Raw genomic sequence first — 12,291 nt, 5'->3', positions numbered from 1 at the left:
TTTTCTCCCATTTATTATCCCGGGGGTCCACCACCCTGCGTTTGCGGGGGTTTAACCCCCATTGGGGGGTGGTTTTTACACGTGAAACACCCACCGCCCATGGTGCATTCAGCCGGTCAGCCGACCGCGCCCACCGGCCGGATCAGACACCGATGTTCTTGCCGTCCTTGCGCCAGACGGACACGACCGCCGGGCGGACGATCTTCCCGGGGCCGTCGGGCCACACCGACTGGGGCTTCTCGACGGACGCGCCGTCGATCTCACCCGGGTGCTGGACGGCGACGAGGACGCGCTTGTCCTGGACCAGCGGGCCGCAGGTCTCGGCGCCGCGGGGGACGGTCAGGAACTGCTTCAGCTCACCGCGGCGCTCACCGGCGGTGGCGACGCCGAACAGGCCGTCGTGGGAGCCGAGCTGGTTGCCGTCCGTGGAGATCCACAGGTTGCCGTGCGGGTCGAAGGTCACGTTGTCCGGGCAGGAGATCGGGCTGACCTTCTCCTTCGGGAAGCCGGCGAAGAACGTGGACGGGTCCTTCGGGTCACCGGCGACCAGGAACAGGCGCCAGGCGAAGCCGTCACCGGCCGGGTCGTCGAAGTTCTCGGCGAGCTCCAGGATCTGGCCGTGCTTGTTCGTGTTGCGCGGGTTCGCCTCGTCCGCTCCGGCCTTGCCGGCCTTGCCGCGGTCGCTGTTGTTGGTGAGGACGACGTACACGCGGCCGGTGCGCGGCGAGGGCTCGATGTCCTCGGGGCGGTCCATCTTGGTGGCGCCCACCTTGTCGCCGGCCTGACGCGTGAAGACGGCCACCTCTTCGGCGGTCATGCCCTCGACGTGCGAGACATTGCCGGAGGGGGAGGAGGTGAGGAGCTTGATCCACACGCCGGAGCCGTCGAACTGGCCGTCGGAGGGGAGCTTGCCGGTGCCGTCGAACTCGGCGGCCGGGGAGTCACCGGTCAGCTTGGCGACGTAGAGGGTGCCCTCGTCGAGCAGCGTGAGGTTGTGCTCCTTCGCCGCGCGCGAGTCGCCCTTCTTCATCTGCTTCGAGGAGACGAACTTGTAGAAGTAGTCGAACTTCTCGTCGTCGCCCATGTAGACGACCGGGCGGCCGTCCTCGGTCAGGCGGGGCTGGGCGCCCTCGTGCTTGAAACGGCCCAGCGCGGTGCGCTTGCGCGGGGTGGAGCGCGGGTCGTACGGGTCGAGCTCGACGACCCAGCCGAAGCGGTGCGACTCGTTGGGCTCCTGGAGCACGTCGAAGCGCTTGTCGAACCGCTCCCACTTGCGCTCGGTGGCGCCGGCGGTCACGCCGTAGCGCTTCAGGCGGGCGGCCTCGGTGGCGTCGGTGACCTGGCCGGCGTTGGCGAAGTACTGGTTGAAGTTCTCCTCGCCGTGCAGCGTGGTGCCCCACGGGGTGGTGCCGCCGGAGCAGTTGTTGAGCGTGCCGAGGACCTTGGTGCCGGTCGCGTCGACGGAGGTCTTCACCAGGGCGCTGCCCGCGGCCGGGCCGGTGAGCTTGAACTCGCTGGTCGCGGTGAGGCGGCGGTTCAGCTGGTGGCGGTTGACCGCGGTCAGCTTGCCGCTGCGGTGGTCCTCCTGGACGACGACGACGCCGAGACCGTGCGCGGCCCAGGCGATCTCGACCTGCTCGCGGGTCGGGTTCGCCGGGTCGTAGCCCTTGAACATGAGGATCTCGTCGGTGTACTCGTGGTTGGCCACGAGCAGCTGCTGGCGCTCGTAGTCACCGCCGAGCGGGAGCAGCGAGAGGAAGTCGTTGTTGTAGCCGAACTGACCGGCCTGGGCGGCGGCGGTCTGCTTGTCGGCGTTGAACCCGGGAGCGCCCTTCACGATCGGCTCGCCCCAGCGGATGACCACGTTCTGCTCGTAGCCCTCGGGGACGGTGACCCGGTCGTCGGTGTTCGGCGCGATGGCCTTGAAGCGCAGGCCGCGGGCACCCGCGGCATCGGCGGCGGCGCTCTGGGCGTCGGCAGCGGCGGGGGCGGCGGTGGCCGAGGAGCCGTTGCTGCCGAGGGTGATCGCGGTACCGGCGGCGGACGCGACCGTGACGACGGCGGCGGAGCGCAGCATCGAGCGGCGCGAGTAGGCGCGGGCGATGACATCGCCGACGTACTCGTTGTCGCTCTTGTTCGGCACCTCGTGGAAGCAGGCGTCGCCGCAGCGGTAGCGGCAGGTGAGGGCGGAACGGCCGCCCCCATGCGAGTTGCCTATGAGCGGCAGGAGCTTGCGCACGAGTGTCCTCCGTAGATGCACGGGTGCCGACAGCATGTCGGTCGAATCCAGCCGTGACGGTAGGCGCGGGTTGCGCCGAAGCGGCGGCGGCGGAATGAACGCCTGGTGAACCGGGCACGTCGGTGCGGGAGTTCGGCAAGATGGGGTGTGTGCTGGTTGGGCCGGGCGCCACGAAGGGCGCCCCTGCCGAAGTTCCAGCCAAGCGGCCGATAACCTTACGTGTCCACTCTGGGCAGGGATCATCCGCGCAGCACGGACAAATGACTCACGCACTCATGCGAAAGGCCTGGCCCATGGGTATTCGGAGCTTGTTGCGCAAGGTGTTCGGACGGTCTGCCGAGCCGGTTCCGGAGATGACGGACGCCACTTCGGCCGCCGTCCCGAGCCAGGCGGAACGGACCCCCCTGGACGTGGCGGCCGAACTGGTCGCCGCCTCCTTCGACAACCCCACGGTTCCCCCGCAGTCCGCTCCGCGGGACCGTGAACCGGGGACCCTTCTCACCGCCCCGGCGCCGGACCCCACGGTCCCGGAGGCGCGGCGCCCCCAGCCGGATGCACCGGCCGCCGAGGCGAAGCCCGAGGTCGTCGCGGCCGAGGTCGTCGCGGAGCCGGAGGCCGAGATCGTGGCCGCCGAGGCCGTGACCGAAGCCGAGGTCGTCGAGGCCGAGGTTGTGGCCGAAGCCGAGGTCGTGGCCGAGGTCGTGGCCGAGGTCGTCGAAGCCGAGGTTGTGCCCGAGGTCGTCGAGGCCGAGGCGGAGACGCCCGAGCCGGAGCCGGTGGCCGAGGCGGTCGCCCCGGTCGTGGCCGAGCCCGAGGTGCAGCCGGAGCCCGAGGTCGTCGTGGAGCCCTTGGCTGCCGAGGCACAGACCCCGGAGGTGGAGCCGGTCGCCGACGTGCCCGAGATCGAGCCGGTGGTCGACGTGATCGTCGGGACCGAGCCCGAGATCGCCGCCGAGCCGGTCGCCGAGGTCGTCGAAATCGTCGAGATCGCCGCCGAACCCGAGGCCGAACCGACCGCCGAGGCCGTCGAGATCGCCGTCGAGCCCGAGGCCGTCGTCGAGACCGAGCCCGAGGTCGCCGTCGAACCGGTCGCCGAGGCCGTCGAGGTCGCCGTCGAGCCCGAGGCCGAGCCCGAGCCCGAGGTCGAACCGGTCGCCGAGGCCGTCGCCGAACCGGTCATCGAGGTCGTCGCCGACGTCGCCGAACCCGAGCCCGTCGGCGTCGCCGACGCCGAGGGCCCTGCCGCCGAAACCGACGGGCCGGCTCACGCGCTCGCCGACGTGAAGCGGACGGCTCCCGCAGTGGCCGCGGCCTACAAGGCCGCCGGACAGGTGCTCCGGGGCAAGGGCAAGGCCGGTGCGCGGGCCAAGGTGTACCTGGTCCTGGACCGGTCGGGGTCGATGCGCCCGTTCTACAAGGACGGCAGCGCCCAGCACCTCGCGGACCACGCCCTCGCCCTCGCCGCGCACCTCGACGGCGAGGCGACCGTGCACACCGTGTTCTTCTCCACGGACGTGGACGGCACCGCCGAACTGACCCTGGAGGCCCACGACGACGCCTGGGTCGAAGCCCGCCACGCCGAACTCGGCCGCATGGGCCGCACCAGCTACCACGTGGCCGTGGAGGCCGTCGTCGAGCGGTACCAGAAGGACGGCGGCGAAGGTCCCGCCCTCGTCGTGTTCCAGACCGACGGCGCCCCCGACAGCGTCCGGCCCGCCAAGCAGGCCCTCGCCGACGCCGCCGCCTCCGCACCCGGCGTGCACTGGCAGTTCGTCGCCTTCGGCGACCACGACGCCAAGGCCTTCGACTTCCTGCGCAAGCTGGACGCCGAGAACGCCGGTTTCTTCCACGCCGGCCCGGCCCCCGCCGAGCTGACCTCCGCCGCGCTGGCCAAGGGGCTGCTCCAGAGCTTCTGAGCCCCGCAGCCACCCACGCACGACGAAGGGCCCGGGATCCGAAATGGATCCCGGGCCCTTCGTCTCACCTGCGGGCGATCAGCGCGCGGCGTCCGGGTGGACGGCCTCCGCGATCGGCTTGGCGTCGGCGGCCTTCGTCTCCACCGGCTTGCGCAGCGCGATGTTCAGCTCGCGCAGGCGGGACTCCTCCAGGACCGTGGGCGCACCCATCATCAGGTCCTGCGCGTTGCCGTTCAGCGGGAAGGCGATGGTCTCGCGGATGTTCGGCTCGTCGGCGAGCAGCATCACGATGCGGTCGACGCCCGGGGCGATGCCGCCGTGCGGCGGGGCGCCGAGACGGAAGGCGCGCAGCATGCCGGCGAACTCGCGCTCGACGGTCTCCGCCTCGTAACCCGCGATCTCGAAGGCCTTCAGCATGACCTCGGGCTCGTGGTTGCGGATGGCGCCGGAGGACAGCTCGATGCCGTTGCAGACGATGTCGTACTGCCAGGCCAAAATGTCGAGCGGGTCCTTCTCCTCCAGGTCCTTCATGCCGCCCTGCGGCATGGAGAAGGGGTTGTGCGAGAAGTCGATCTTGCCGGTCTCCTCGTCCTTCTCGTACATCGGGAAGTCGACGATCCAGCAGAACCGGAAGACGTTCTCCTCGAACTGCCCGGCGCGCTTGGCGGCCTCGACCCGGACCGGGCCCATGATCTTGGAGACCTCTTCGAACTCGCCCGCGCCGAAGAACACGGCGTGGCCGGGGAGCAGGCCCAGGCGCTCGGTGAGGACCTTGACGTTCTCCTCGGTGAGGAACTTGGCGATCGGGCCGGTCAGCGAACCGTCCTCGCCCACGCGGACCCACGCCAGGCCCTTGGCGCCGAGCGAGATCGCGTACTCGCCGAGGCCGTCGAAGAACTTGCGCGGCTGCGCGGCGGTGTCCGGGACGGCCAGCGCACGCACGTGCTTGCCGGCGAACGCCTTGAACTCCGAGCCCTCGAAGACGTCGGTGATGTCGACGAGCTCCAGCTTGGCGCGCAGGTCGGGCTTGTCGTTGCCGTACTTCAGCATCGACTCGCGGAACGGGATCCGCGGGAACGGCGAGGTGACCTCGCGGCCGTTGCCGAACTCGGTGAAGAGCTCGGTCATCAGGCGCTCGATCGGCTGGAAGACGTCCTCCTGCTCGACGAACGACATCTCGACGTCGAGCTGGTAGAACTCGCCCGGGGATCGGTCGGCGCGGGCGTCCTCGTCGCGGAAGCAGGGCGCGATCTGGAAGTAGCGGTCGAAGCCCGAGATCATCAGCAGCTGCTTGAACTGCTGCGGGGCCTGCGGCAGGGCGTAGAACTTGCCCGGGTTCAGGCGGGACGGGACGACGAAGTCACGGGCGCCCTCGGGGGAAGTCGCGGTGAGGATCGGGGTCGCCATCTCGTTGAAGCCGAGGGCCACCATCTTGTGGCGGATCGCCGCGATGACGGCGGAGCGCAGCATGATGTTGCGGTGCATGCGCTCGCGGCGCAGGTCGAGGAAGCGGTACTCCAGGCGCCGCTCCTCGTTCACACCGTCGTCGGTGTTGATCGTGAAGGGCAGCGGGGCGGCCGCGCCGAGCACCTCGACCTCAAGGGCCTCGATCTCGATCTCGCCGGTGGGGAGGTCGGCGTTGACGTTCTCGGCGCCGCGCGAGACGACCTTGCCGTCGACGCGGACGACGGTCTCCTTGGAGAGCTTGTCCAGGACGGCGGCCGCGGCGGTGCCGGGGCGGGCCACGAGCTGCGTGATGCCGTAGTGGTCGCGCAGATCGATGAAGAGGATGCCGCCCAGGTCTCGACGGTTGTGCAGCCAGCCGCTCAGCCGGACGTCGGCGTTGACGTCAGAGGCGCGGAGCTCGCCGCAGGTGTGGGACCTGTACCGATGCATCAGTCATCCAGTTCTTCGCGATACCAGGGTGGATTCAACCCTCACAAGGTTACCGTCCGGGCAGGGGACCGTGCTGGCCTGCCCGGCAGCGCCCGAGAACAGGCACTGCCGGGGGATGACCTGTAAAGATGACCGGGTGCGCACCGAGGACGTCCTGGCCGCCATCGCGACGGGCCTGTGGCGATGGGACAACGCCTCCGGGACGGTCACCCTCGACGGCGAGGCCGCCCGGCTGCTCGGGCTGCCCGCGGAGCCGGCCGTGCTGCCCGAGGTCGTCGTGCGGTCGCGGTTCCACCCGGTGGACTGGAACGAGATCAACGGAATCGTCAATCTCGCGGTGGCGGAGGACACCCTCGCCGAGGCCCGTCTGCGGATCATGGACGAGGACGGGCGGGTGCTGCGGACCGTACGCAGCCGCTCCAAGCCGGTGGAGAACCGGACCGCCGAGGGCCGGGTCGACTACGAGCTGATCGGCACGATCCAGGAGATCGCCGAGCCGCAGCCGGGCACCACCGCCGTGCACACCCCGATCACCGGCGACTGGCGGCGCTCCCGGGAGGCCTTCCTGCTGGACGCGGGTCGGGCGCTCGCCGAGGCCCGGTCGACGGCGGAGGTGTTGCGGGTCGCCGCCTCCCTGTCGATGCCCGGCTTCAGCCCCGACGGGCTGGCGGTCTTCGGGGTGGCCGGGGACCGGCTGTCGATCATCGGGCACCACGGGCACGGCCCCGGGGACGAGGCCCCCTTCTCGGACATGCGGCTGGAGACGGACTACCCGGCCGCCGAGGTCGTCCGTACGGGGCGGGCGATCTACCTCCCCAGCCCCGAGGAGTACAAACGGCGGTTCCCGGCCACCTGGCCGCTCGCCCAGCGCTTCGGCCGGGCCTCCTGGGCCTTCGTCCCCCTGATCGTCGCCGGGCGCACCATGGGCGCCTGGATGGCCGCGTTCAAGCACCCGGTGTCCTTCTCGCCGGACGAGCGGTCCGTCCTGACCACGGTGGCCCGCATGCTCGCCCAGGCCCTCCAGCGGGCAGGCGTGGCCGAATCCGAGCGGGAACTCACCTCCGACCTGCAACGGTCGATGATGCCCATGCTGGGCCCCGACATCCCGGGCATGCAGATCGCCGCGCGGTACGTCCCGACCGGCGGCGGGCTGGAGGTCGGCGGCGACTGGTACGACATGATCCCGCTCCCTTCGGGACGGTTCGCGCTGGTCATCGGGGACGTCCAGGGGCACGACGTACGGGCCGCCGGGCTGATGGGCCAGCTGCGGATCGCGGTGCGCGCGTACGCCTCCGAGGGCCACCGGCCGGACGCGGTGCTCTCCCGCGCCTCGCGCTTCCTGGCCGGCATCACGGACTCGTACGAGGACTGCGACTTCCGCAGCCCGCGCTTCGCGACCTGCCTGTACGTGGAGTGCGACCCGGCGACGGGTCTGCTGGAGGTGGCCCGCGCCGGCCACCCCGACCCGGTGATCCGGATGACGGACGGCACGGTGCTGATGCGGCCGACCGCCGGAGGCCTCCCGCTCGGCATCGTCGCGGACACGGACTACCCCACGACGCGGTTCACGCTGGAGCACGGCGAGACGATGATGCTGTGCACCGACGGGCTCATCGAGACCGGCGGGCACGACCTGGACACGGGCTGGGCGCGGCTGCGGGCGATCCTCGAGTCAGAGACGCACGAGGCGGACGGGAGCCACGGGTCCGACGGCCTGGAGAAGCTGGCCGACCTGCTGGTCCAGGCCGTGCACGGGCCCTCCTCGCACCACACCACCGGCCCGCTGGCCGACCGGCGCGAGGACGACATAGCCGTCGTCCTGCTGTGCCGGGAGGGCCCGGACTGCGGCTACGGGGCCCCCGCGAAGCACCCGGCGCGACCGGCGCGCCGCACGATGCTGACCGTGGCGCAGGCGGAGCCGGAGCGGATCGCGGGCGCGCGCCGGCAGATCCGGGAGCTGCTGCACGACTGGGCGGACGCGGAGCAGGTGGACTCGGCGGTGCTCATGGTCTCCGAGATGGTCACGAACGTCCTCGTGCACACGGACGGGGACGCTCTGCTGGTCGCGGAGGCGATGGGCGAGCTGGGGACGCGGCGGCTGCGCATCGAGGTGGCGGACGCCAGCGACGAGCTGCCGCACAAGCGGCACCCGGGCGAGATGGCGTCGAGCGGCCGGGGCGTCCTTCTGATGGAAATGCTGGCGGACACCTGGGGCGTGGACCCGCGCGGCGAGGGCAAGTCGATCTGGTTCGAGATGGACGAACAGGCCAAGGACGGCTGAGCGACGACCGGGCCCCGGCCGCGACGCCGCCCGCGACGCCGTCCCGGAACGCCGCCCGCAACGCCGTGGTTGGATGCACGGGTGCTGACTCTGCTCCCCCCGCCGGTCAGGCGGCTGGCCGCCTGGTGCGTGGTCGCCCTGCTCGTCACCGGCGTGGTAGCCGTCGGCGTGTGGCTGTGCATCACGTTCAAGACCGCCGTCACGCCCGTCCTGCTCGCGCTGCTCGGAGTCGCCCTGCTCGGGCCGATGCACCGGCGCCTCGTACGGATGGGGGTGCACCCCTCGCTGTCCGCCGCGCTCACCTGCCTCGGCGTGGTCGCGGTGTTCGGCGGGGCCGGGTACGTGGTCGTGCACGCCCTGATCAGCACCGGCGACCAGATCCTCGACTCCCTCAAGCAGGCCGGGCAGGACCTCGCCGACCGCTTCGGGCCCGCCGGGACCTCCCTGGAGGACCTGGCTTCGAACGCCAGGGAGCTGCTGGCGAAGTTCGGCGGTACGGCCGCCTCCGGCGTCATCACCGGCATCAGCGTCGTCGGCGAGGTGATCGCCACCTCCGTCCTCGCCCTCCTGTTGATGTTCTTCTTCCTGCGCGACTCGCACCGCGCGGCCGGCACCCTGCGCTCGCTCGCGCCCCGCGCGGCCGGCGACACCGTCGAGGCGATGGCCCGCCGTGCCTTCGAGGCCGTCGAGGGCTTCATGCGCGGCACCACCTTCATCGCCCTGATCGACGCCGTGTGCATCACGGTCGGGCTGCTCGTGCTCCGCGTCCCCGGCGCCGTCGGCCTCGGCGCCCTGGTGTTCGTCGGCGCGTACATCCCGTACCTGGGCGCCTTCATCTCCGGCGCGGTGGCCGTCCTCGTCGCCTTCGCCGAACGGGGATGGTTCATCGGCCTGTGGGCGGTGGGCGTGGTGATCGCCGTACAGCTGCTGGAGGGGCACATCCTGCAGCCCGTGATCCAGAGCCGGACGGTCCAGATGCACCCCGCGGTGGTCATGCTCGCCATCACCGCCGGAGCCAGCGTCGCCGGGATCCTCGGCATGCTGCTGGCCGTACCGCTCACCGCGGCCGCGTTCGGAGTGGTGTCGGAGATCCGCAGACGCCACGCGGCGGTCGAGCGCGCCGAGTAGCGACGTTGCCGGCGGCGATCTGCCCGGTCATCGGGGCGGTCGGGATCGCCGGCACCACGCTCGGCGCCCTGCCGGTGGTCGGGGTGGCGGCGCTGCGCGACCGGACCCCGGTGATGTCGCCGCTCACCGTCGCCGTGGCGCCGCTGATCGGACCGGTCACCGGGGTCCTGGCCGGCCTGTAGCCGGCGTGGCGGGCCTCCCGTACGCGACCGGCGGAGGCCCTGCGCCGCCGGCGGGTGTCCGCCGGGTGCGGTCAGGAGTGCTGGTCCGCCGACTTCGTGCGCTCCCGGGCGGTGGTGGGGATGGTCCCCAGCCGGCCCGCCTGGAAGTCGTCGAAGGCCTGCTGGAGCTCCTGCCGGCTGTTCATGACGAACGGCCCGTAGTGCGCCATCGGCTCCCGGATGGGGCGCCCGCCGAGGAGCACGACCTCCAGGTCCGGGGTGTTCGCGTCCTGGGACTCGTCCGCCCGCACCGTGATCGAGCCGCCCTCGCCGAAGACCGCCGTCTGACCGGTGTGGACGGGACGCCGGTCGGTGCCGACGCTGCCGCGGCCGGCCATGACGTACGCGAGGGCGTTGAAGTCCTCGCGCCACGGGAGGGTGACCTGCGCGCCCGGGGTGACGGTCGCGTGGATCATCGTGATCGGGGTGTGGGTGATGCCGGGGCCGGCGTGGCCGTCCAGTTCACCGGCGATCACGCGGAGCAGGGCGCCGCCGTCGGGGGTGGACAGCAGCTGGACCTGGCCGCCGCCGATGTCCTGGTAGCGCGGGGGCATCATCTTGTCCGAGGCGGGGAGGTTCACCCACAGCTGGAGGCCGTGGAAGAGCCCGCCGGACACGACGAGGGACTCCGGCGGGGCCTCGATGTGCAGGAGGCCGGAGCCGGCGGTCATCCACTGTGTGTCACCGCCGTTGATGACGCCGCCGCCGCCGTTGCTGTCCTGGTGGACGAAGGTTCCGTCGATCAGGTACGTGACGGTCTCGAAGCCGCGGTGGGGGTGCCAGGGGGTGCCCTTGGGCTCGCCCGGCGCGTACTCCACCTCGCCCATCTGGTCCATCATGATGAACGGGTCGAGGTGCTGGTAGTTGATCCCGGCGAACGCGCGGCGCACCGGGAACCCCTCGCCCTCGAACCCACCCGGGGCGGTCGTGACGGCCAGCACCTTGCGGGCGGCGGTCTCCTGGGCGGGCTCCGCGACGCGGGGGAGCGTCAACGGGTTCTCCACAGTCACTGCAGGCATGGTCGGAACCTCCTTCTGCATCGAGTTTAGTTGAAACTCGAACTTCCTGCCACACCCCACAGAACAGAAGGGGCCCCGAAGGAATTCCCCCCGGGGCCCGACGCCACTCACCTGCGGTTATGCGGTCATGCGGTTACGGCGAGACGACGACCGAGTTGATCGGCGTGATGTCCCGCCACCGCCACTGGTCCAGCGGCATGTCCTCACAGCTGCCGGTGCCGTTGTACCCGGTGCACAGCTTGAACTTCCAGCCACCGGTCTGGTTGTTCAGCACCCAGCGCCAGTCGTTCTTGTTGCTCAGGTTGTAGGTACCCGCGGCGTTGAACTTCACGTCCACCGTGTGCGAGCCCCAGCCCGGGGTGTAGATGCACCCGTACCCGGAGGGGCACCCGTCGACCGTGTGGTCCGAGGCCGTCGCGGGTGATGCCGCCAGGACCCCCGTACCCAGCGCCATGACCCCGGTGGCCGCCAGCGCGGCGAGCTTCGTGCGTAAGGACGTGACGGACATGGCAGTCTCCCTGTCGGTAGGAGCGGGATTCCCCCCGCAGCACCGATGTTCGGGAACCGGGGCGCCGGCCGCGATCCTTTCGGGCACCGCCGAAAGGTCGGCCGTCAGCCCGTACTGTGGAGCAGGTCCACGCCCAGTCCGGTGGCCGAGTGGAGGACGGCCTTGCCGTCCCTCTCCGTCGTGATGAGCCCCGCCGCGCGCAGCGTGCGCGTGTGCTCCGACACCGACGGCAGGCTGATGTCCAGGTCCCGGGCCAGTTCGCTGGTGGTCCGCTGCTCGATCAGCAGGTGCAGCACGGCCGCCCGGGTCCGGCCCAGCAGCGCGTCCAGCGCGCCCTCCGCCCGGCCCGGCTCGACCAGTGGCAGCGGGGTCATCGCCGGGTAGTGCAGGACGTGCGACCCGTCCTGCAGGCCGGCCAGCAGCGGGCGCCCCGTCCAGAACGCCGAGGGCATCAGCATCAGACCGCCGCCGCCGAGCCGGACCTCGTAGTCCGGCTCTAGGCCCACCTCGAAGACGGTGTCCGACCAGGCCGCCGCCGGATGGATGCTCGCCAGGCACGCCTTGATGCCGTGGGCGGCCAGCAGCCGGGTGCGCCAGGCGACGTCCGCCCTGAAGGACTGCCGGATCCGCGGCCACTGCGGGGCCACGACCGCCTCGTACGCGCAGCGGATCGCACGGTCCAGCAGATCCCACGCCTCACGGTCCTGACCCCACAGCGCACGCAGCCAGGACGCCGGGCCGGGGGCGCGGGCGACGGTACGGCGCAGCTGCTCGGCGGTCAGCAGCGGACCCGCGTCCCGTACTGCGGCGAGTCCCTCCTCCAGGCTCCGCACGGCGGGCTCGACGAACTGCGGATTGTCGCCGTCCGGCCGCAGCAGATCGAGCAGCGGGCGCGCCCGGTCCGGTAATTCCCGGCTGACGCGGCTGCGCCAGCGGCCGAAAACCGCCTGCTCGTCCACGCGCTGCCAGGCGATCAGCGCCATCGACAGCTCCACCAGCGGCAGCGGCTCGCTCGCGAACGTGACGTTGAGCAGGTCCTCCGCCGTGAAATGCACTCGCAGCACGTTCGCCCCCCGGCCGCGG

Annotated in this window: 9 protein-coding genes; 4 read left to right on the top strand and 5 right to left on the bottom strand. The window is 71.4% G+C overall.

Features of this window, described 5'->3' with window-relative positions:
• Window positions 1–142: 142 nt before the first annotated feature.
• Window positions 143–2,239: a PhoX family protein gene (locus ACFXGI_RS27085; protein ID WP_384711758.1), complete on the bottom strand. Its 2,097-nt coding sequence runs from the start codon at window positions 2,237–2,239 to the stop codon at window positions 143–145.
• Window positions 2,240–2,592: 353 nt separating this feature from the next.
• On the opposite strand from ACFXGI_RS27085, the gene ACFXGI_RS27080 reads away from it, so the two are divergent.
• Window positions 2,593–4,155, top strand: a complete 1,563-nt coding sequence (locus ACFXGI_RS27080; RefSeq protein ID WP_384711755.1) for a VWA domain-containing protein — start codon at window positions 2,593–2,595, stop codon at window positions 4,153–4,155.
• A gap of 78 nt (window positions 4,156–4,233) precedes the next feature.
• On the opposite strand, the gene aspS is transcribed toward ACFXGI_RS27080, so the two are convergent.
• The gene (gene aspS / locus ACFXGI_RS27075) at window positions 4,234–6,051 is read right to left on the bottom strand and encodes an aspartate--tRNA ligase (protein ID WP_384711752.1); all 1,818 of its coding nucleotides are present in this window, start codon (window positions 6,049–6,051) and stop codon (window positions 4,234–4,236) included.
• A 136-nt stretch (window positions 6,052–6,187) separates the two neighbouring features.
• Between aspS and ACFXGI_RS27070 the strand changes: the two genes are divergently transcribed.
• From ACFXGI_RS27070 to ACFXGI_RS27060, 3 genes are all read left to right on the top strand, one after another.
• Entirely contained in the window at window positions 6,188–8,332 is a 2,145-nt protein-coding gene (locus tag ACFXGI_RS27070; RefSeq protein ID WP_384711905.1) for a SpoIIE family protein phosphatase, read from the top strand.
• An 84-nt stretch (window positions 8,333–8,416) separates the two neighbouring features.
• Window positions 8,417–9,460: an AI-2E family transporter gene (locus ACFXGI_RS27065; RefSeq protein ID WP_384711902.1), complete on the top strand. Its 1,044-nt coding sequence runs from the start codon at window positions 8,417–8,419 to the stop codon at window positions 9,458–9,460.
• 5 nt (window positions 9,461–9,465) lie between these two features.
• The gene (locus ACFXGI_RS27060; RefSeq protein WP_384711749.1) at window positions 9,466–9,642 is read left to right on the top strand and encodes a hypothetical protein; all 177 of its coding nucleotides are present in this window, start codon (window positions 9,466–9,468) and stop codon (window positions 9,640–9,642) included.
• Between the two features lie 71 nt (window positions 9,643–9,713).
• Here the strand turns inward: ACFXGI_RS27060 and ACFXGI_RS27055 are convergent, their stop codons facing one another.
• The 3 genes from ACFXGI_RS27055 to ACFXGI_RS27045 all read right to left on the bottom strand — a co-directional run bounded on the left by ACFXGI_RS27055 (window position 9,714) and on the right by ACFXGI_RS27045 (window position 12,272).
• A complete protein-coding gene (locus ACFXGI_RS27055) occupies window positions 9,714–10,700 on the bottom strand; it encodes a pirin family protein (protein ID WP_384711746.1) in 987 nt (328 codons plus the stop codon).
• A 133-nt stretch (window positions 10,701–10,833) separates the two neighbouring features.
• Window positions 10,834–11,208 carry a hypothetical protein gene (locus tag ACFXGI_RS27050; RefSeq protein ID WP_229337761.1) on the bottom strand — a complete coding sequence of 125 codons (375 nt, stop codon included), beginning with the start codon at window positions 11,206–11,208 and terminating at the stop codon, window positions 10,834–10,836.
• A gap of 104 nt (window positions 11,209–11,312) precedes the next feature.
• Window positions 11,313–12,272 carry a DUF5937 family protein gene (locus ACFXGI_RS27045; RefSeq protein WP_384711743.1) on the bottom strand — a complete coding sequence of 320 codons (960 nt, stop codon included), beginning with the start codon at window positions 12,270–12,272 and terminating at the stop codon, window positions 11,313–11,315.
• Between the last annotated feature and the right edge of the window lie 19 nt (window positions 12,273–12,291).

Source organism: Streptomyces sp. NPDC059355 (assembly GCF_042752335.1).
Classification (GTDB): domain Bacteria; phylum Actinomycetota; class Actinomycetes; order Streptomycetales; family Streptomycetaceae; genus Streptomyces.
This window is presented reverse-complemented; position numbering and strand designations above follow the sequence as displayed.

Coding starts and splice junctions, on each gene's coding strand:
- ACFXGI_RS27080 (WP_384711755.1), top strand. CDS start 2,593: ATGACGGACGCCACTTCGGCCGCCGTCCCGAGCCAGGCGGAACGGACC.
- aspS (WP_384711752.1), bottom strand. CDS start 6,051: ATGCATCGGTACAGGTCCCACACCTGCGGCGAGCTCCGCGCCTCTGAC.
- ACFXGI_RS27055 (WP_384711746.1), bottom strand. CDS start 10,700: ATGCCTGCAGTGACTGTGGAGAACCCGTTGACGCTCCCCCGCGTCGCG.
- ACFXGI_RS27050 (WP_229337761.1), bottom strand. CDS start 11,208: ATGTCCGTCACGTCCTTACGCACGAAGCTCGCCGCGCTGGCGGCCACC.